The sequence below is a fragment of the Mycobacterium sp. NGS69 genome (genome assembly GCF_059812165.1).
Map to the genome: position 1 here is coordinate 1 of NZ_JCALCD010000010.1, position 18804 is coordinate 18804.

Genomic DNA, 18804 nt, shown 5'->3' on the forward strand with positions numbered 1-18804 from the left:
GAGGACCTAGACAGCCGACGGCCTGCGCCCCCGGACCAGACCGCCGGGCCGGGCGTCGGTCAGTTCGCCTTCGGCGACGACGGTCTGGCCGCGCACCATCGTCTCGACGTAGCCCTCCGAGCGCTGGATCAACCGGCCCGCGCCGCCGGGCAGGTCCTCGACCCGCTCCGGGTAATGCAGCCGCAGCCGGTCCAGGTCGATCAGGTTGATGTCGGCGCGCCGCCCGGGCGCGAGCACGCCGCGATCGCCCAGCCCGTAGAAACTTGCCGGGTCGCCGGTGAGGCGGTGGACCGCGGCCTGAAGCGACAGGCCCGGCCCGCGCGTCCGCTTGCCCACCCAATGCGACAGCAGATATGTCGTCATGCTGGCGTCGCAGATGATCCCGCAGTGCGCCCCGCCGTCGCCGAGCCCCTGCAGGCTCACCGGGTCCGCCATCATGTTGTAGAGGTGGTCGTAGTTGTTGCCGGCGTAGTTGAGCAGGGGCAGCAGCAGGAATTCGCGCCCCTGCGCGCCGAGCAGCACGTCGTAGGTGACCTCCCAGGGGTCACGGCGCTCCCGTTCGGCGATCGCGGCGATGCTGTCCCCGGGCGCGGGTTCGTAGTCGAGCGCTTCGCCGAGTGGATACAGGCGCTTGAAGATGTGTTTGTTCAGTTGGTCCGCCGAGGGTTCGGGCGTCGGCTCGGGCGCGTCGGCCAGGATTTGCGCCCGCACCTCCGGATCGCGGAGCCGTCGAACGCGCTGCGCCAGCGGCAGTTCCATCAGCGGGCGGTATGTCGCGCGGTGCCGGAAGGGATTCATCCGCGACTGGTGGCCCATCAACATTCCGAAGGCCCGGCTGGCGACCTGCGGCCGGATCGCCGCACCGGCCGCGTTGGCCTCGTGCACCGCCGCGAACCAGTGCCGCCAATCGTGCGGATCCTGCTCGTTGACCATCGCCAGGAAGGTGAGCGGTATCCGGTATTGGCGCCCGAGCCTGGTGATCCACTCGACCTCGGCGTCGATCGAGTGGCGCTGGTCGCCTCCCATCGCGCCGCCCACACCGGCCGGAACCACTTGCAGCACACCGGAACCCACCTCCGCCATCACGGCCATCAGCGCGGCGAGTTCCTCTTCTTCGGAGTAGGTTCCCGGGACGGGTTCGCCCGACGCGCTGCGATGCCCTGCCGTGCGTCCGAACGACATGCCCACCGCCCCGGCTCGCAGGCCGTCGGCGACGATCCCGCTCATCGCGTCGAGGTCAACGGCCGTCGCGGTATCGTGCGCGCGGTCACCCATCACGAAGCCGCGGACGGCCGCGTGCGGGATCTGGGCCGCTACGTCCACCGCGCGCGGCATCCGTTCGAGGGCGTCCAGATACTCGCCGAAGGATTCCCACTCCCAGGTGATGCCCTCGGACAGCGCGGAGCCCGGGATGTCCTCGACGCCTTCCATCAGGTCGACGAGCCAGGCGTGCCGGTCGGGCCGCACGGGCGCGAAACCGATGCCGCAATTGCCCATGATCGCCGTCGTCACGCCGTGCCAGCACGAAGGGGTGAGGTGCGCGTCCCACGTGGCCTGCCCGTCGTAATGGGTGTGCACGTCGACGAATCCCGGTGTCACGGTTAGCCCGTCGGCCTCGACGGTGCGCTTGGCGGTGCCCTCGACGCGGCCGACCTCCGCGACGATCCCGTCGGTGACCGCGACGTCGGCGGTCCGCGCCGGCGCGCCGGTGCCGTCAACCACGGTTCCGCCCCGGATGATCAGGTCGTAGGTCATGACAGCCTCCTCGCGGGCCGGGCTTGGCGCCCACCAAGCATTCAACAGCGTTCTCACTTTTCTCAATAGGCGACGCGGCCAAACAAGACGGTGCGTGGCTGTTCGCCAAGGCGAGTGAAAGTGCGTCAGCCCGCAGCGCAACGGGCGCGCAGCGCGGGGACACCCGGGCCGGCGAGATCGTCGCAGTAGGCCTGGCGCCCCGCCATCGCCATCGTCAGCGCCAGCGTGGTGCCGCTAACCAGCGGGCCGGCGCCGGTGGCGAAGGAACCGTCGGTCGCCTCCAACCGCAGACCATCGATCGCGCTCCGGCTGCGTACCGCAAAGTCCCGCTGGGCATAAAACTCCGCTACCGGGGCGACGGTGTCTACCGGCGGCGTGCGCGGGAGTCCGAGGGGCCGCCGGATGTCCTGGGCGTGCACGACGACCTCGCCCAGCCACGCGGCGGTCGGTCCCAGCGGCGCGGTGGTGCTGGTGACGACGCGCCGGAACCGTTCGAGTGTCTCGGCGGGGGTTGCGCCGCGGTGCTCGGCCAGGCGCCGCGCGTTGTGCACGTCGAAGTCGAATCGAGCGCCCAGGGCGCTGGCGAACCAGCGCAGTGGGCCGGTGCTCGCGGCGGCCGTGAGGTGGGCGACCACGTCCTCGATGACCCACTGCCCGCACAGCGACGGCTGCGCCCATTGCGCGTCGTCCAGGCCGGCGAGATCGTCGGCGAGCGCGGCGCGCTCCGCGTGGGCCGCCGACCAGAGAGCGTCGCGGGTGGCGCCTTCGAACATGTGAGCCTCCAATACCCGGCAGAGATGACGCCGGTATAGACCCCCGCCGCGCCCGAAAGTCGTCGCGCGCGAGGAAGTCAGAAGCGGGGACCGGCGCCGGTGTCGAGGGCTTCGAGGGCCGCGTCGATGTTGGGGATGATCGTCGGGCCGTAACCGCTCACCAATTGGCCGAGCGCGCGGGCGATGTGCGGACCGACGGCGCCGGCGGCGAGGACCTCCTCGGCGATGGCCACGCCGTTCACCACGTGGGCGGCACTCAGCCGGCCGTCGAGGGTCAGCTCGTAGCGCCAGTCGCCGATTTGGATCCGTTCCGGCTGCGAGCGGAACAGGCCGCGCCGCGCTGGCGTGACGATCACCCCGGGAACGCCGCCGAACACCTTGACCACCAGCGCGACGCCGCCGGGTCCCGATAGGGCGGACCCGACGGCGTGACTGACCCGCTCGTGGTCGAACACGGTCATCAGTCACTCATCGGCAGCACGAACGACGGGGTCAGGGTCTGCGGCTCGCCGCTGCGACGCACCGCCGTGCCCGCCACGTAGAACTCCACTGTGTGATGTCCCCACGCGTAGTTCGAGATCGCGAAATGCACCCCGACGACGCCGTTCGCGCCGTCGCGCTCGGCCTCGCTCTGCATCCGCGACATCGCCAGCTCCCGGGATTGGTAGCTGCCCTGGGTCCATTGCGGCATCTCGGCGTTGCGTCCCGCCTGCTTGAGCATCTGCATAAACCCTTGCACCGCAACGTGAAACACGCAGTTGCCCATCACGAACGCGACGGGGGCGAAGCCGGATCGCAACAGCGTCGTCAGGTCCTGGCCGGAAAGGTGGCTGGTGAACGCCTGCCCGTTGGGGCGTCGATATGCGCCCGGCTTCGCCGTGTATCGCACCGCGGTGCCGACCGCGATGAACTCGAGGTGCTCGCCCTCCCCCTGATGACGCCACTCCAGGCGCACGCCGACCACGCCGTCGGCCCCCAACGAATCGGCCTCCGCCTGCATCCGCGACATCGCGTTCCAGCGCGCGCGGTACGTCGCCTCGGTGAGCACCGGCAGCTCGGACTGCTGCCTGATGCCGGTGAACTGGTAGCCCACGTGATAGACCGAAACGCCCATCACGAGCTCGATCGGTTCGAATCCGGCCCCGTGCAGCAAGGCGAATTCGTTGATCGACAGATCGGTCGTGAACACCTTGCCTGCGTGCGACAGCCTCTCGCTCGCGACTGGGTCAAGCGGGTTCGGTTGCATTGACAACACCTTTCTGGGGCACCTTCCTGCGGTCCGGAGGACAGCGTAGGACGCGGGTTCGCGTTTCACATCCCAAACTCGCCGGGGCCGCTCTCGAGCGCCGCGATGAACCGATCGCGGCGCAGCCTCGTGATCTCAAGTACCAGCGTTTTTTGCGGTACGGGGTGGGCGCGGGGAGGGTCATGTTCGGACGGATCGACAACGGCAGCAATCACAATCCGCTGACCATCGAACTGCGCGACGTGGTGCGCGAATACCGGGTCGGCGGCCAATCCGTGCGGGCCCTCGACGGGATCAACCTGCGCCTCGAGGGCGGTCACTTCGTTTCGGTGGTCGGGCCGTCGGGCGCGGGCAAAAGCACCCTGCTGCATCTGTTGGGTGCCCTGGACTCCCCCGATTCGGGGTCGATCGAATTCGACGGCGACGAGATCGGCCGGCTCAGCGATGAGCAGCAGTCGCAGTTTCGCCACCATCGCGTCGGCTTCATATTTCAGTTCTTCAACCTGTTGCCGACCCTGTCGGCGTGGGAGAACGTCGCGGTGCCGAGGCTGCTCGACGGCGTCCGGCTGGGCCGGGCCAAACCGGACGCGATTCGGCTGTTGGAGCGCGTCGGGCTCGGCAACCGGACCGAGCACCGGCCCGCCGAGTTGTCCGGCGGCCAAATGCAGCGGGTCGCCGTCGCGCGCGCGTTGATGATGGACCCCCCGCTGATCCTCGCCGACGAACCGACCGGGAACCTCGACTCCGCTACGGGCGCGTCGATCCTGGCGCTGCTCGGGGAGGTGGCCCACGAGCCCGGCCGGGGCCGGCTGGTGGTGATGGTGACCCACAATTCGGAGGCCGCGGCGGCGACCGACCGGGTGATCATGCTGCAGGACGGGCGGGTCGGCGCCGACCAGCGGTCGGAGGTCATGGTGTGACAGCGGGCTCGGCGATTGCCGCCGCTGCGAGCCGGCTGCGCCTGTTCAGCCTGCGCGAGCTCGCGGTGCATCGCCGTCGCACGAGCGCATCCGTCGCCGTAATGGCGGTGTCCGCAATGTATCTGGTCGCGGTGTTCGGCATCTTCGGCTCGATCAGCGGATCGGTCAACCGGCTCGCCGACGGCATCGCGGGCATCGCCTCGTTGGAGGTGTCGGGCATCACCGACGCGGGCTTTCCCGACACGATCACCGCCGACGTCGCCGCGGTCCCCGGGGTCGCGACGGCGGCACCGATGATCCGGACGTCGGCGCCCACCTCGTCGGGCCCGGTCCTGCTGTTCGGCGCCGACGAGCGCCTGGCCGCGCTGGGCGGCGCACTCAAGGACGCGTTGAAGAGCGGATCGCCCGGCCCGACCGGACCGGCCGACGCCGTGCGTGTCGGACCGGGCGTCGGCCACGCCAAGGGGGAAACGTTCCAACTGGGGTCGAGGCCGGTGACCATCGGCGAGGTCCTCGCGGGCAGGCAGGTCGCCGCGCTCAACGGCGGGCACTACGTCCTCGCCCCGCTTGCCTTGGCGCAGAACATCACCGGACGCGCGGGCCAGCTCGACTCCATCCTGATCACCACCAAACCCGGCGCCGACCTCGCCCGGGTTCGCTCCGCGATCACCGCCGCGGTCAACGGCCGGGCGATCGTCGCGGAGCCCAGCATGCGGGCCACCCGGGCCGGTGACGGCGTCAAGCTGATGAACTACATGGCCCTGATGGGGGCGATGGTCGCCCTGATGGTCGGCGCGTTCCTGATCTACACCACGATGACCATGGCGATCACCCAACGGCGGCCGGTCATTTCGATGCTGCGCGCGATCGGCGGCCGACGCGCCACCATCGTCCGCGACATGCTCGCGGAGGCGGCGATCCTCGGCATCATCGGCGGGGCGTTGGGCTCGGCCCTCGGGATCGTCATGGGCCGCATCGCGATCGGCCGATTGCCGCCGGCCATGACCCAGGGACTGGAGGCCCGCATCGAGTACTGGCTGCCGGGCTACGCGATACCGGCCGCCGTCGCGGCGACGGCGCTCACCAGCGTCGTGGCATCGGCGATGGCCGCGCGGCAGGTGTACAAGGTCGCACCCATCGAGGCGCTGGCGCCGGTCGGCGTTTCGGCCGCGGACCGCGTGCCGCGGTGGCTGCGCGTCGCGAGCGGGGTCGGCGCGCTCGCTGTCTTCGCCGCATCGATCGCGGTCGTCGTCAATCAGCGGGGCGTCCTCGCGTTCGTCGCGATGGCGGCGGTGTTCTCCGCCGAGGTAGCGCTTGGATTCGCGCTGACCGCGCCCATCGTCAACGCCACCGCCGCGGCGGCACGGGTGTTCGGCTCCGTCGGGGCCCTCGCGGCGGCGACCGTCCAGCGGGCGCCGCGCCGGGTGTGGGCGACCGTGATGACGGTGCTCATCGCGGTGGTCACCACCGTCACCATCACCGGAACCAACGCCGACATGATCTCCTCGGCGCGGGGCATCTTCGCCCCGGTCGCCGCCGTCCCGGTCTGGGTGAGCGCGAACTCCCCCGACAGCTATCCCACGGACGCTCTGCCGCAGGGCCTTTCGGAGACGCTGGCCGCGTTGCCGGGCGTGCGGCGCGTCACCCAGGGCGCGCTCGGGTTCGCCGAAGTGGGCGGCACCCGCGTGATGCTCGACGGCTTTTCCGCCGGCACGGCCGATCCGCTGTACCGCGCGCTCGACTCGCGGATCCGCGAACAGGTGCTCGCCGGCCGGGGCGTGGTGCTTACGCAGAACCTGGGCAGGACACTGCACGTCCGGGTCGGCGGCCAACTGCGGATGCAAACCCCACACGGCGCGCAGCAGACGACCGTGCTGGCCCTGGTGCCGTACTTCTCCACCGTGATCGGCACGGTCGGGATGGGCCTCGATCAACTGCGCGCCTGGTTCGACCGCCCCGTGACGACCACGCTCGAGATCGCCGCGGCTCCGGGAGCGGACGCCGGTCGCCTCCTCGCCGACGTGCACCGCGCGGTGCCCGCGCCGAACTACGTGTACGACGGGCGCGCCAAGCTGGCGGGGCTTCAGGCCCCGATGCACCAGAGCATGTTCATCGCGAACGCCGTATGGATCATCGTCGTGTTGGTGGCCGCGGTCGCGCTGCTCAACACGCTGACGCTCTCGGTGCTGGAACGGCGCCGCGAGATCGGCGTGCTGCGGGCGATGGGATCCAGCCGACGGTCCATCCTGCGGATGGTCCTCGCCGAGGCGACCGGCATCGGCGTCGTCGGCGGCGCACTGGGGCTGCTGTTCGGGATGGCGGACCAATGGCTGTTCAGCCTGGTCAGCGGCGACATGATGAACTTCCAGGTCACATTCCGGCCCAGCTGGATGGCAGGTGCGTTCACGCTCGGGGCGCTGGCGATCAGCCTGCTCGGCTCGGTGCCGCCCGCGCGGCGAGCGGCACGGCTCAACATCATCGAAGCCGTCAGCGTCGAGTAGGAACGCGCGCCGAGATTGCCGTCATGGCTGCGGTCCGGCGCGAATCGCGACCGTAGCGGCAATCTCGGCGCGGGCACTCCCCTCCGATGCCCGCGGACGATCAGAAGCCGAGCGGGAGAAGCGCGGTGAACAGCGGCGCCAGCGGATCCGTCACCGGCAGGGCGAACGAACTGTTCAGGAACGGGGCGACCGGGCTCTGGAACGTGAAGATCGTCTGCCCGGGCGCGCCCAGCCCCGATGTAGGCTCCAACCCGGAGGTCACCGCGGCCGTGAAGAGCGGGCTCGAGATGTTGGTCGCGACAAAGTGATTGTCGTCAGGATCGGCGAGAGACGTGGTTGAGAACAGGCCGCCGAAATTGGTGGTCTGACTCATGAAGTCCGGGTCGCTCGCGACGGGGTTGGTGACCGGGCTGAGGCCCAGCGCCGACGCGAGCTGGGTGGCCAGGCTGTGCAACGGCCCCAGCGCCCCGCCGGCGGCCGAGGCGCCGGCGTGATAGCCGACCATCGCGGCGACATCCTGGGCCCACATCTGCTCGTACTCGGCCTCGGCGGCGGCGATCGCCGGCGCGTTCTGGCCGAAGAGATTCGACATCACCAACTGCACGAACCCATTTCGGTTGGCCGTCACCTGCAACGGATGCACCGTGGCCGCCAACGCCGTCTCGAACGCGCCGGCCACCGTCCGGGCCTGTCCGGCCGCGCCCATCGCCTGGTTCGCCGCCGCGCTCAGCCACCCCGTGTACGGGGCCGCCGCGGCCGTCATCGCCGCAGCCGCCGGCCCCCGCCACGCCTGCTGGGTGAGGCCCGAGGTGACCGACGAGAACGACGACGCCGCCGACCCCAGCTCGGAGGCCAACGCGTCCCATGCCGCGGCCGCCTCCAGCATCGGACCGGAACCCGCACCCGAGAAGATTCGCGCCGAGTTGATCTCCGGTGGCAATACCGAGAAATTCATGACCCCAGTCCCTTCCGTGAGGGCCGCGACGGCCGGGCCGGCGCAGTCAGCACGACAACGCCAGCACGACAACAAGCAGCGTCTACGACTACACGAAATAGGGGCCGGGATAGTTCAATGCGGGTCTAGCCGACATCGCCGATCACGGTGGCGAAGCCCTGCAGGTGCGGCTTGCACGGGAACGGCACCGGGGTCCGGATCCTGCGCAGCCGCGAGGTGTCGAAGCCGGCCGCGGCGATGGCATCGACGGTCCGGCGGTTCGGATGGCAGCCCGCGGCAAACCAGGACCACGGCCGCGCGACCAGGTCCTGGAACCGGCCCGTCGCCCCGTCCCCGCGGACGTGCTCGAGCACGACCAACCTGCCCCGCGGGGCCAGCACCCGGCGGATCTCCCCCAGCGTCGCGGCCACGTCGTCGACCGAGCACAGCACCAGCCCGATGTGGACCGAATCAAAGCTGTTGTCCGGGAAGGGAATCAACTCCCCCGTGCCCTCCACGATGTCGACGGCGATGCCGTGTCGATCGGCAACGCGCGACGCCATTCGCCGGAATGCGGCCACCGGCTCCACGGCGGTGACCGACGTCACCGCGGGTGGCACGAACTTCAGATCGGTCCCCGGTCCCAGCCCGACCATCAGCAGCCGGCCGGTCGCGTTTGCGATCGCCGCCCGGCGATACCGGTTGTAGAAGAGCCGGTCGAACATCGGCTGACCGAACCGATATATGTATGGGAATAAAGGATTTTCGCGCGTTATCTGCCACCTAGATCCAGTCGGAACGGCGGATACTCGTCACTCATCAACGATACATACACCGCCACCCGGTAGCGCCACCGAACGATCCCCATCAGCAGGTCGAACATGCCGGGATGAATGGACCCCTTGCACAGCAACCACACCGCGTTGATGACGCAAAGCACCTGCAGCAGTGGCTCCATCGCCCAGCACAGCAGTATCTGCGGGAGCCCGAGCAGCCACCACTTCACCAGCACGGCCCAGCGGCTCAGGCGCTCCGGGTAGTCCACCACCAGGTCGCCGGGATAGTCGCGCCTCGAGCCCAACGCGAAGGGCGGGTACCTGTCGGTGGTGTTCATCGGAAAGCGGTAGTTCATGACCCGCCACGACCAGCGCAGCACCCCGACGTTGAAGGCGAAGATCGGGCGCGGGTAGCGCCCCGCGATCAGGATCGCCACGCCGGCGACGATCGTCAGCAGCGGATACACCAGATAGAGAAGGATCAGTATGGGGTAGTGCGGGACGGCCAGCACGCACCACTTGACGACCCAGAGCCAGCGTGACGGCGCCTCGAGATCGCCGCGCACCCGCACGGGACCGTCGGCGTCACGCACCGTCGCGGGCGCATTCATCGGCGGCACGACGCGATCGGCATCGCCGTCCCGAGGCCCCGATCGATCGCCGCCGACAGCCGGCGATGACTCGTGCACCGCAGAAACGTGGTCAGCATCCAGGTGTGTACCCGGTCGGGGATCATCGTCGCCGGCCACAGCACAGACTCCCCGTGGGCCACCTGCAGCGCCGCGACCCGGGATACGGCGCCGACCCGGCGCCGCCGGGCCTTCTCGTACCGGCGCAGGGCCGCGCAAATCTCCCTGGGGAGCTCGGTGGCGCCGGCGTTTGCCCACTCGCGGGCATCCGACAGCTCCTTGCACAGCACCATGGTGTCGAGCAGCGCCTGATTGGTTCCCTGCGCGAGCGTGGGCGGCATGGCGTGCGCGGCGTCGCCCAGCAACGTCACCGGACCCGGGACCAGCGGGGGAAGCCGGGGGTGCCGAAAGTGCGGGTAGGGCGAACCCGCCAGGTCCTCGTCCGTCAGGCTGCGCAGCACAAGGTCGACGGTGTCGGACCACCCGGAAAAATTCGACCGAATCGCCTCGATCGGGCGGCGCGGCCTGACGAAGTCCCGGGACCAGGGCAGGTCGAACCACCACTGAACGTCGCAACCCCCGGCCGGCCACACGCCGGTGTTGCCGCGCTCACCGATGACGATCATCGCCACCCGCCTGTCGACGAGGCCGGGGAGTGTGACGAGCCCCTGCCAGCTGCACCAACCCGTCGGGTCCGCGGCGGGGGCGCCGACGACGTCGCGAACGACGGAGTGCAGGCCATCGGCGCCGATCACCAGGTCGCCCCGGGCCACGCTGCCGTCGTCGAATTCGACCTGGACCCCGTCGGGTTTCGTCACGACCCGCGCCGCGCGGGCGTCGCAGCGGATGCGATCGCCGGGGAAGCCGTCCAGCAGCCGTTCCAGCAGGACGCGACGCGGCACCATCCGCACGGGAGCGCCCAGCCGGTCCACCATCGCGTCCACGTCCAGGCTCGCCAGTTGGTGTCCCCGGGAGGTCAGCACCCGCACCCGGGAAAGTAGTTGGCCGGCCCCGGCCATGTTCACGCCCAGCTGCCGCAGCACCGTCTCGCCGTTGGACCAGATCGTCACCGCGCCGCCGCCGGCGCGCGTGTCCTTGCGCTGATCGAAGACCGTGACGTCGTGGCCGTCGCGCAGCAGCCCGCGCGCGACGGAAATTCCGCTCACGCCGGCGCCGATGACAAGTATCCGGAGCGCGCGCATCCGCGGCGCCCCCGCGACCGAGGCCGTCCCGTGGCTGCGGCTCGTCACTTCATTGGATACGTGCCCGCACGCCCGTCGGTTCACCGAACGCGGTCACTGCCGACCATCTTGTGCATGTCGTCGACCGACCACGGTTCGGCGTCGTGGTGATCGCGGTATCCGAGCACGCGCGGCGTGGGCCGGTCGAAGCTGCCGACGAATCCGCCCGCGGCCACCAAGATCCGCCCCGTCACACCGCGGGACAAGTCGCTGGCGAGATAGGCATAGAGCGGGGCCACGAAGGCGGCCGGGGCGCTATCGAGCGAGGCCCGCATCGTCATATCGTCGAGCAACCCGCGGCGGTGCAGGTCCGCGATGTGCTCCTCGTACTCGGGACCGGTGGACAGCCGCGTCCGGGCGCCCGGGCACACCACGTTCGCCCGCACCCCGTGAGGCTTCAGTTCCGCCGCGATGGCCATCGTCAGCGCGTTGACGGCGCCCTTGCCCGCCGGGTAACCCGTGCCGCCGTAGTCACCGAGAAACGCCACCGAGCTGGTGTTGACGATCGATCCGTGCCCTTGCGCCGCCATGACGCGGGCGGCGACGCGGCACGTGTGAAACGCCGTACCCAGGTGCCCGCTGATCAGGCGGTCGAATTCCTCCGGCGAGATGTTCAGGATCGACGAACCGGCGGGCTCGGCGATCCCGGCGCAGTTGATCAGGGCGTCCAACCGCCCGTACGTGCTCACGCACGCGTCGACGAGCGCGTTCGCGGTGCGCTCGTTGTCCGCGGCCCCGACCACCGGGGTTACTCGCCCGCCGGCGCGCGATATCGCCGCCACGGTCTCGGCCACGGCGTCCGCGTCGCGCCCGTTGATCACCACGCCGGCGCCGAGGTCGCACAGCAGTTCGGCGACCGCGCGTCCGACGCCGCGGCTGCCGCCCGACACCACCACGCCGCGCCCGTCAAGCAGCGGATCAGACATCGGCGTGCGCCTCAGAATCCTCCGAATGCCCTGTGCGCGCGGGCTTCTCGGCGGCGAGCAACAGCTCGCGCGCGGCGGTGACAAACATGTGCCGAACAGTACCCAGGCGGTCCGAGAATGAGAAGCCCGTAACTGGGGTGCGCCCCGGCTACCCTCGCGACATTGCCGCCGGCCGAACATCCAGCGACAAGGCTCGTCCTGGCACCGGTCAGCGAACTTCGAAAACTGAACAATGCTTCGCTCCCGGTCCCTCTGAGCTGAGCAATCGCGGGTGGGCCCGATGAGGCGTATAGTCACCAGTGAAGTCCGTTCTGGACATGTCGCCGTTTAGCTAAAAGCGGTCAGCCAGCCGCACGGCTGCTGAGTATGGCGTGGCTCCGGCGAGAAACTCCGGTCACCCTCTCGTTATCGCTGCGTGCGCTGATCACCGACTTGTCCGGCGGATACAGGTGTAGCGGAGGCGATTGTGCGCATTTCTGCGATGCCCTGCTGCACACGACCCGAAAGTGGGCCAATAATGCAAACCCCTTCCTGCACAGACCTTTTCGCGACGCGTCCTAGCCGATGACCGGCGTAGCGACCCCATCCCGACCCACCCGACAAGCCAGCAGAGAAACGGACGATTCCTACGACGACGTTGTCGAGATGTTCGTCGCGCTGCGCCAGATGCCCGCAGAATCGCATGAATATGGCCGTCAGCGCGAACGCATCGTCGCCCGTTGCCTACCGCTGGCGGACCATGTGGCCAGCCACTTCGCGCGGCGTGGCGAAGGCCTCGACGATCTGACTCAGGTCGCCCGCCTCGGGTTGATGAACGCCATCAACCGCTTCGATCCGGACAAGGGCCCCAGCTTCATCGGCTTCGCGGTCCCCACCATGATGGGCGAGGTCCGCCGGTACTTCCGTGACTACAGCTGGGGCATGCGGGTGCCGCGGCGCTTGCGCGAGCTGCATGTCCAAATCAGTCGCACCACAAGCGACTTGGCACAAAAACTGGGGCGCGCCCCCACCGCCGGCGAGCTATCTCGGGTGCTGGACGTGCCGCGCGAGGAAATCATCGAATGCCTTGTCGCCGGCGATGCCTATCGGCTCGACTCCCTGGATGCACCGCTTGGAGCCGACGACTCCGGCAAGCCGCGCCTGGTAGCCGACGCCGTCGGCGACGTCGATCCGCAAATCGAGCACATCACCAACCGCGAAGCCGTGCGTGCCATCGTGGGCGCGCTGCCCGAGCGGGAACGTCAGGTGCTGCACATGCGGTTCTTCGAGTCGATGACCCAAAGCCAGATCGCCGAGCGCATCGGCGTGTCGCAGATGCAAGTCTCCCGCATCCTGGCCCACACGCTGCGCTGCCTGCGCGACCAACTGGGGTAGGTCATTCCCAACGGCGCGGCCCGGTAGGTCCTTCGGTGGCCCCCGGCGATGTACTGTGCGATTCGGGCACGGGTCGACTGTGTCGCCGGAATCAGCCTGGAAGGGGCGCGATGCGATGAGGGTTTCTCGGACGTCTCGGACGATAGTCGCCGGCGTTGCGGTGGCCACGGCGCTGACGGCGTCGGTGGCCGGCTGCGGCAGTAAGCCGGCGCCCTCGACGTCATCGACGTCGAAGTCGGGCTCCTCCGGCCCGGCGTCGGGTACCGGCAGCGCGGCTCCCACTTCCGCGCCCGCGGCACCCGCGATCGACTACACCGGTTGGTTGATCAAGGCGACCGATATCAACGCCCCGATACAGTTCAACGCCGCCCCCCCGACGAGCAACCCGAACGGGCAGCCGGGCGCCGCCATCACCTTCAGCACCGACGACAACAGCCACGTCATCAAGGACACCATCCAGGTGCTCGCCGACCCCGGCGCCGCCACGAACGCGCTGAACGCGGCCAAGGGCGCGCAGGGCGGCAACATCAAGAATCCGACGACGCAACCGTTCAACGTCGGAACCGGCGGAACGACGGTGTCCGGGAACGCACCGGACAACTCCAAGGGGATCTTGGTGCTGTTGTTCACCGAGGGCAAAGCGTTCGTCACGCTCGAATTCGACGGGCCGGTCGACTCGCTACCGCCGCAGGACTTCGTCACCGACGTCGCCCAGAAGCAAGACGACGCGGTGAAGAAGGGGCTTGGCGGCTGACGTATGAACGTCATCAACGGCCTGCCTGCTCATGCCTTATTGCTGCATCTGGTGGTGGTGCTCGTTCCGCTGACAGCCTTGTTCGAAATCGTGTGCGGCCTATGGCGGCCGGCCCGGTGGGGCCAGCTGATGTGGCTCACGCTGGCGCTGGCCGTTGCGACGATGGTGATCACGCCCATCACCGTCAACGCCGGGGAATGGCTCTATGACCTGAGGAAAAAGCCCAGCCCGATCCTGCAGGAACATGCCGAACGGGGCGGCACCATGGTCTATTTCGCCGCCGCCATGCTGGTGGTCGCGATCGGGCTCGTCGTGCTGCGCGTGGTCGAACGCCGATCCGAGAAGCGACGGGTGCTCGGCCATCTCATCGCCGCGATAATCGTTCTCGCCGTGGGCATCTCGTCGACGATCCAGGTCTATCGCACCGGCGATGCGGGCGCGCAGTCGGTGTGGGGCGGCGAGATCGCGCGGCTGCAGAAGTCCAACGGGACGTAGCGGCCACGGCGGCGAGCCTCACACCACCCTCAGGGCCACCCGCGCCCACGCGTTGTTGGCGTATCCGCGCGGGTTCCACAGCGACGCCGCCGACTCCGGCTGGGCGGTACCGGTGTCGTCCCAGGCGCGGGCGGTGATGCGCAATGGCCCGGGCTCGGCGTCGACGGCCAGCGACCACGGCCGCCAGGACCACTTGCTGGGCGCGCGGTGCAGGTCGGCCCGGCGCCAGGTGAGTCCGTCGTCGAGGGACACGTCGACGCGTTCGACGCTGCGGCCGCCGCCCGCGATTCCGTAGCCGCGGATGGTCAACGGGCCCCGGGCCACCCGGTCGCCGTCGGTGGGATCGAGGATGTCGCAGTTCAGCGCCAACGACGACAACGCGATGCCCTCGCCGCCGGCGGCGGCGTCGGGGTCGGCGTCCGGGGGCAGGATGCGGTAGTCATGCGCCTGGAAGTAGTTGTCCGACGCACGGCGTTGCACCGTGACGGCCGTGACCCATTTGACGCTGCGCGCCCCGATATACCCGGGCACCACCACCCGGACCGGGCCGCCATGGGCGCGCGGCAGCGGTTCGCCATTCATCTGCAACGCCAGCAGCACTTCCGGCGACATCGCCTTACCCAGGGGGATCGAGCCGCCGTAGGCCTGGACGGGCCGGGCTTCCCGCGCGACGTCCGGGGCTTGGAAGGCGACGTGCAGCCCATCGTCCTGGCGCGTCCCGGCGGCCGCGAGGACGTCCGCCAGCCGGACACCGCGCCATTCGGCCGTCGAGATCGCACCGTGCGCCCATGGATCCTTGCCCGGTATGGGCCGCACCCGCAGCATCTCGGCGCGCCGGTTGCCGGCGCAGGCCAGGGTTGCCACCACGTCGTGGTGGTCGAATTCGGTGGTGAGCTGCTCATACGTCAACGCGAGTGGCCTGTCCACCAGCCCGTTGACCGCCAGCCGCCACTGCTGCGGCGGGATATCGGGGAACCGGCCGTGGTTGCGGGCGTAGAACGCGTCGATCGGGGTGATGTCGCTGTCGGCCAGGACCGCCGGCGGCGGTTCAGCGTTGTACGGCAGGCGCCCCCGCACGACCATGTCGTCGCGCTTGCCCCACGATGCAGTGGCCGGGGCCATGGCGCTCGTTGTCATGTAACCAATGGTTCCCCAGCCGAACACCCGCGGCCAGGGGGGTGAATTTTGTGGGGTCACAAGCTTTACTTGTGGCAGGCCCAGATGCCACAAAGCCGCCTTGTGCCCGCCGGAGGATGGTCATGCCGCTCAGCACTCACATGCCCGACCTGTCCGCATTCGAGATCTTTACGGCGATCGCCCGGACCGGCAGCCTGGCCGCCGCGGGCCGGGAATTCGGGCTGACACAGCAGGCCATTTCGGCGCGGCTGGCATCGATCGAAGCGCAGACCGGCATCGCGCTCGTCGTGCGCACCCCGCGCGGTTCGCGGCTGACGCCGGCCGGAGTCGTCGTTGCCGAATGGGCGGATCGGCTGCTCGACGTCGCCCAATACGTCGACGCAGGGTTGGCGTCACTGCGATCCGAGAGGCGCAAGCGCGTCAAAGTGGCGGCCAGCCTGACGATCGCCGAACAGCTCATGCCGCGCTGGCTGGTATCGCTACAGGTTGCGGCGGGCCGGCTGGGCGCGGCGACGCCCGAAGTCATCATGACCGCCACCAACAGCGACCAGGCGATCACCGCCGTCAGCGACGGGAAGGCCGACCTCGGATTCATCGAGACCCCGCACGCCCCAAAGGGATTGCGCAGCCGAGTGGTTGGGCACGACGACCTCGTGCTGATCGTTCCCCCGAATCACAAGTGGGCGCAGCGCCAGCGACCGATCACCGCTTCGGAACTGAGCCGGACACCGCTGGTGACCCGCGAACCCGGATCGGGGACACGCGATTCGCTCACCGCCGCGCTGCGCCACGCGCTGGGCGACTCGACACGACAGGCGGAGCCGGTCCTCGAGCTGTCCTCCGCTGCCGCGGTGCGCGCCGCCGTTGCGGCCGGCGCCGGGCCCGCCGTGATGAGCCGGCTGGCCGTCGCCGACGACCTGGCGATCGGACGGCTGCGCACGGTGGACGTCCCGGAGTTGGACCTCCGACGCCAACTGCGCGCCATCTGGGTGGGCGGACGCACACCGCCCGCCGGGGTCGCGCGGGACCTGCTGTCGCACATCACCAGCCAGGGCGCTGGGTAGCACCCTTGCCCCCGGCTGCACCGTCGCATATGTTCCGTTCGTGGTGACGAGCGTCATTAACGGGCACTGCGACGACCGCTTCGACGAGGTCCGGGCCGCGCTGGCCGACAACATCTCCTCCGGCGAAGAGGTCGGCGCGTGCATCGCCATCGACATCGGCGGCGAAACCGTCGTCGATATCTGGGGCGGCTTCACCGACGCGGCACGGACGACCGCCTGGGCCGAGGACACCATCGTCAACGTGTGGAGCTCCACGAAGACCGTCACCAGCCTGGCCGCCCTGATGCTCATCGACCGCGGCCTGATCGAGCCGACCGCACCGCTGGCCGCCTACTGGCCGGAATTCGCCGCAAACGGCAAGCAGGACATCGAGATTCGCCACATCCTGTCGCACACATCCGGTGTGTCCGGCTGGGACCCGCCGTTCGACACCGAGGACATGTACGACTGGGACAAGGCCACGGCGGCGCTGGCGGCGCAGGCGCCGTGGTGGGAGCCCGGAACCGCGTCGGGATATCACGCCCACAACCAGGGCCATCTCATCGGTGAGCTGATTCGCCGCGTCACGGGCCAAACGCTGAAGGAGTTCGTCCGCGACGAAATCGCCGGCCCACTGGACGCCGACTTCCAAATCGGCGCGGTGCGTGCCGATTACGACCGCATCGCCGAGATCGTGCCGCCGCCTCCCCTGGCGCTGCCGCTCGCGGCGCTCCCCGAGGACAGCCCGATGCGCAGAACCTTCAGCGGCCCGCCGCCCAACGCCGATGCCGCCAACACGCCGGCCTGGCGCGACGCCGACATGGGCGCTCTGAACGGCCACGGGAACGCACGGTCGCTGGCCACGATCCTGTCGGTGATTTCGTTGGGCGGCAAGGCTCGTGGGGTTCGGCTGCTAAAGCCCGAGACCGTCGAGAAGATCTTCGAGGAACAGGCCAGTGGCGTGGACCTCGTGCTGCCCGCGCCGCTGCGCTGGGGCCTCGGATACGGGCTTCCCCAAAAGGACGCGCTCCCCTACGTTCCCGACGAGAAGATCTGCTTCTGGGGCGGGTGGGGCGGCTCGATGGTGTTGATGTGGCCCGACCGGAAGGCCACCGTCGCCTACGTCATGAACAAAATGGGGCCGGGCATTCTCGGTTCGGACCGCATGGCGATGTACGGGAAGTTGATCTTCGACGTGCTCGGTCCGGCGTGATGGCGCGCGGCGCCCGCTGGGGCGCCCCGGCGCTGATCGCCGCGACGCTGACCGGGACCCCGCCGATCGCGCTCGCCGACCCGCCCGACTACACCGGGTTGTTGATCCGGGCCGGCGACATCAGTGCGCCGGAGAGTTTCACGGCGTCGCCGCCCGTCAACAACCCGAACGGTCGGCCGGGCGCCACGACCACCTTTCGCAACCAGGGCCGCACGCCCCTGGATTCCTATGTCATCTACGACAGCCTTCAGATCCTGCCGGATCCCGCGGCCGCGGTCCGCGCCCTGGAATCGGCGAAGGCGTCGACCGATGGCTATGTCCACGGCGTGCCCGACCCGATCTCGATCGGAACCGGCGGGACCACGATCTCGGGACCCTCGCCCGACGGCTCCAAGAGCGTCACCGTACTGATGTTCACCGAGGGAAAGGCGTTCGCCGAGCTCGAATTCGACGGCCCGCCCGACGCGCTCGTGGCTCCGGACGTCGTCACCGACGTCGGCCAGAAACAAGACGCGGCGATCAAGACCGGACTGGCCGGCTGAGCGCCGGTCAGTCGGTCGGCGTCAGACGAAAGAGCCGGAACTGGCGTCCGCCGGCGCGGTCCTGGGCGATCTGATAATTCGGCCAGTGCGCGACCACCCGCGCCCACGCTTCGTCGCGCTCCTCGCCGCTGAGCAATTGCACCTTCGCGACGAAGCGGTGCCCGCGCCTGCGAACGGTGACCCGTTGCGTCGCTCTGAGATTCGCCGACCACGACGGGTGACGGGCGAGGCCCCAATTGGACCCGACCACGAGCAGCGAATCCCCGTCGGGGACGCACTGCACGGTGGCCGTCCGGGCGAGGCCCGTCTTGCGCCCCGAGGTGGTCACCTGGATGTTGGGTACGCCGGTCACGTCCAAGACCCCGAGGCGTCCGTTGGTTGCGAACCGGAGCAGGGCTTCGATCCCTTCGGCGACCGGTCGCCCCCGCAGGATCAGCCACGTGTATGCGGTCGGGTTTCGCGCCACCCGCTGCAGCGGATTCACACGCGTACTCTAGTCCGGCGCGGGCGGGTCAATTCGTCCGGACCGCCCCCGATTTCGGTCC

The 18804-nt window shown here is 69.4% G+C and carries 18 protein-coding genes and 1 pseudogene; 8 read left to right on the forward strand and 11 right to left on the reverse strand.

Translation table 11 applies throughout. The features are described from left to right. Positions 1 to 6: 6 nt before the first annotated feature. The 4 genes from AC5Y2S_RS24855 to AC5Y2S_RS24870 form a co-directional block, all read right to left on the reverse strand. A complete protein-coding gene (locus AC5Y2S_RS24855; protein WP_499959019.1) occupies positions 7 to 1755 on the reverse strand; it encodes an N-acyl-D-amino-acid deacylase family protein in 1749 nt (582 codons plus the stop codon). Between the two features lie 125 nt (positions 1756 to 1880). Further along, positions 1881 to 2528, reverse strand: coding sequence for a maleylpyruvate isomerase family mycothiol-dependent enzyme (locus tag AC5Y2S_RS24860; RefSeq protein ID WP_499959021.1), 648 nt, complete (start codon positions 2526 to 2528; stop codon positions 1881 to 1883). Between the two features lie 77 nt (positions 2529 to 2605). Further along, positions 2606 to 2989, reverse strand: a complete 384-nt coding sequence (locus AC5Y2S_RS24865) for a DUF5073 family protein (RefSeq protein ID WP_499959023.1) — start codon at positions 2987 to 2989, stop codon at positions 2606 to 2608. Further along, on the reverse strand, positions 2989 to 3774 hold the full coding sequence (locus tag AC5Y2S_RS24870) for a heavy metal-binding domain-containing protein (protein WP_499959025.1): 786 nt from the start codon (positions 3772 to 3774) through the stop codon (positions 2989 to 2991). The genes AC5Y2S_RS24865 and AC5Y2S_RS24870 overlap by 1 nt, the downstream gene beginning before the upstream one ends. Before the next feature lie 221 nt (positions 3775 to 3995). Here AC5Y2S_RS24870 and AC5Y2S_RS24875 point away from each other — a divergent pair, with 221 nt between their 5' ends. Both AC5Y2S_RS24875 and AC5Y2S_RS24880 read left to right on the forward strand, forming a co-directional pair. Continuing rightward, positions 3996 to 4694 (forward strand): ABC transporter ATP-binding protein, encoded by a 699-nt coding sequence (locus tag AC5Y2S_RS24875; RefSeq protein ID WP_499959231.1) that lies wholly within the window; start codon positions 3996 to 3998, stop codon positions 4692 to 4694. Beyond that, positions 4691 to 7195 (forward strand): FtsX-like permease family protein, encoded by a 2505-nt coding sequence (locus AC5Y2S_RS24880; protein WP_499959027.1) that lies wholly within the window; start codon positions 4691 to 4693, stop codon positions 7193 to 7195. Before AC5Y2S_RS24875 ends, AC5Y2S_RS24880 begins: the two co-directional genes overlap by 4 nt. 415 nt (positions 7196 to 7610) lie before the next feature. Here the strand turns inward: AC5Y2S_RS24880 and AC5Y2S_RS24885 are convergent. From AC5Y2S_RS24885 to AC5Y2S_RS24905, 5 genes and pseudogenes are all read right to left on the reverse strand, one after another. After that, positions 7611 to 8150 (reverse strand): annotated as a pseudogene (locus AC5Y2S_RS24885) (PPE family protein); the annotation flags it as partial. A 125-nt stretch (positions 8151 to 8275) separates the two neighbouring features. Further along, positions 8276 to 8854: a class I SAM-dependent methyltransferase gene (locus tag AC5Y2S_RS24890; protein ID WP_499959029.1), complete on the reverse strand. Its 579-nt coding sequence runs from the start codon at positions 8852 to 8854 to the stop codon at positions 8276 to 8278. A 47-nt stretch (positions 8855 to 8901) separates the two neighbouring features. Beyond that, a complete protein-coding gene (locus AC5Y2S_RS24895; RefSeq protein ID WP_499959232.1) occupies positions 8902 to 9471 on the reverse strand; it encodes a DUF4389 domain-containing protein in 570 nt (189 codons plus the stop codon). A 41-nt stretch (positions 9472 to 9512) separates the two neighbouring features. Next, positions 9513 to 10736 carry an FAD-dependent oxidoreductase gene (locus AC5Y2S_RS24900; RefSeq protein WP_499959233.1) on the reverse strand — a complete coding sequence of 408 codons (1224 nt, stop codon included), beginning with the start codon at positions 10734 to 10736 and terminating at the stop codon, positions 9513 to 9515. A gap of 80 nt (positions 10737 to 10816) precedes the next feature. Beyond that, complete coding sequence (locus AC5Y2S_RS24905) at positions 10817 to 11701, reverse strand: SDR family NAD(P)-dependent oxidoreductase (RefSeq protein ID WP_499959030.1); 885 nt, start codon at positions 11699 to 11701, stop codon at positions 10817 to 10819. A gap of 564 nt (positions 11702 to 12265) precedes the next feature. Between AC5Y2S_RS24905 and AC5Y2S_RS24910 the strand changes: the two genes are divergently transcribed. From AC5Y2S_RS24910 to AC5Y2S_RS24920, 3 genes are all read left to right on the forward strand, one after another. Next, positions 12266 to 13075, forward strand: a complete 810-nt coding sequence (locus AC5Y2S_RS24910) for a SigB/SigF/SigG family RNA polymerase sigma factor (RefSeq protein WP_499906524.1) — start codon at positions 12266 to 12268, stop codon at positions 13073 to 13075. 142 nt (positions 13076 to 13217) lie between these two features. Then, positions 13218 to 13829, forward strand: coding sequence for a hypothetical protein (locus AC5Y2S_RS24915; RefSeq protein ID WP_499959234.1), 612 nt, complete (start codon positions 13218 to 13220; stop codon positions 13827 to 13829). A gap of 3 nt (positions 13830 to 13832) precedes the next feature. Next, a complete protein-coding gene (locus AC5Y2S_RS24920) occupies positions 13833 to 14324 on the forward strand; it encodes a DUF2231 domain-containing protein (RefSeq protein WP_499959032.1) in 492 nt (163 codons plus the stop codon). Between the two features lie 18 nt (positions 14325 to 14342). Here AC5Y2S_RS24920 and AC5Y2S_RS24925 read toward each other — a convergent pair whose 3' ends face one another. Next, complete coding sequence (locus AC5Y2S_RS24925; protein ID WP_499959034.1) at positions 14343 to 15461, reverse strand: sulfite oxidase; 1119 nt, start codon at positions 15459 to 15461, stop codon at positions 14343 to 14345. A 122-nt stretch (positions 15462 to 15583) separates the two neighbouring features. Between AC5Y2S_RS24925 and AC5Y2S_RS24930 the strand changes: the two genes are divergently transcribed. From AC5Y2S_RS24930 to AC5Y2S_RS24940, 3 genes are read left to right on the forward strand one after another with little or no spacing between them, the layout of a single operon-like run. Continuing rightward, positions 15584 to 16525 (forward strand): LysR family transcriptional regulator, encoded by a 942-nt coding sequence (locus tag AC5Y2S_RS24930; RefSeq protein WP_499959036.1) that lies wholly within the window; start codon positions 15584 to 15586, stop codon positions 16523 to 16525. 43 nt (positions 16526 to 16568) lie between these two features. Then, entirely contained in the window at positions 16569 to 17717 is a 1149-nt protein-coding gene (locus tag AC5Y2S_RS24935; protein ID WP_499959038.1) for a serine hydrolase domain-containing protein, read from the forward strand. Beyond that, positions 17717 to 18259 carry a hypothetical protein gene (locus AC5Y2S_RS24940; protein WP_499959039.1) on the forward strand — a complete coding sequence of 181 codons (543 nt, stop codon included), beginning with the start codon at positions 17717 to 17719 and terminating at the stop codon, positions 18257 to 18259. The genes AC5Y2S_RS24935 and AC5Y2S_RS24940 overlap by 1 nt, the downstream gene beginning before the upstream one ends. A gap of 7 nt (positions 18260 to 18266) precedes the next feature. Here AC5Y2S_RS24940 and AC5Y2S_RS24945 read toward each other — a convergent pair whose 3' ends face one another. Beyond that, positions 18267 to 18743: a nitroreductase family deazaflavin-dependent oxidoreductase gene (locus AC5Y2S_RS24945; protein ID WP_499959040.1), complete on the reverse strand. Its 477-nt coding sequence runs from the start codon at positions 18741 to 18743 to the stop codon at positions 18267 to 18269. Between the last annotated feature and the right edge of the window lie 61 nt (positions 18744 to 18804).

Excerpts from the sequence above, each read along its gene's own strand:
- AC5Y2S_RS24855 (WP_499959019.1), bottom strand. The coding sequence starts at position 1,755 with ATGACCTACGACCTGATCATCCGGGGCGGAACCGTGGTTGACGGCACC.
- AC5Y2S_RS24860 (WP_499959021.1), bottom strand. The coding sequence starts at position 2,528 with ATGTTCGAAGGCGCCACCCGCGACGCTCTCTGGTCGGCGGCCCACGCG.
- AC5Y2S_RS24865 (WP_499959023.1), bottom strand. The coding sequence starts at position 2,989 with ATGACCGTGTTCGACCACGAGCGGGTCAGTCACGCCGTCGGGTCCGCC.
- AC5Y2S_RS24870 (WP_499959025.1), bottom strand. The coding sequence starts at position 3,774 with ATGCAACCGAACCCGCTTGACCCAGTCGCGAGCGAGAGGCTGTCGCAC.
- AC5Y2S_RS24890 (WP_499959029.1), bottom strand. The coding sequence starts at position 8,854 with ATGTTCGACCGGCTCTTCTACAACCGGTATCGCCGGGCGGCGATCGCA.
- AC5Y2S_RS24900 (WP_499959233.1), bottom strand. The coding sequence starts at position 10,736 with ATGCGCGCGCTCCGGATACTTGTCATCGGCGCCGGCGTGAGCGGAATT.
- AC5Y2S_RS24905 (WP_499959030.1), bottom strand. The coding sequence starts at position 11,701 with ATGTCTGATCCGCTGCTTGACGGGCGCGGCGTGGTGGTGTCGGGCGGC.
- AC5Y2S_RS24910 (WP_499906524.1), top strand. The coding sequence starts at position 12,266 with ATGACCGGCGTAGCGACCCCATCCCGACCCACCCGACAAGCCAGCAGA.
- AC5Y2S_RS24920 (WP_499959032.1), top strand. The coding sequence starts at position 13,833 with ATGAACGTCATCAACGGCCTGCCTGCTCATGCCTTATTGCTGCATCTG.
- AC5Y2S_RS24925 (WP_499959034.1), bottom strand. The coding sequence starts at position 15,461 with ATGACAACGAGCGCCATGGCCCCGGCCACTGCATCGTGGGGCAAGCGC.
- AC5Y2S_RS24930 (WP_499959036.1), top strand. The coding sequence starts at position 15,584 with ATGCCGCTCAGCACTCACATGCCCGACCTGTCCGCATTCGAGATCTTT.
- AC5Y2S_RS24940 (WP_499959039.1), top strand. The coding sequence starts at position 17,717 with ATGGCGCGCGGCGCCCGCTGGGGCGCCCCGGCGCTGATCGCCGCGACG.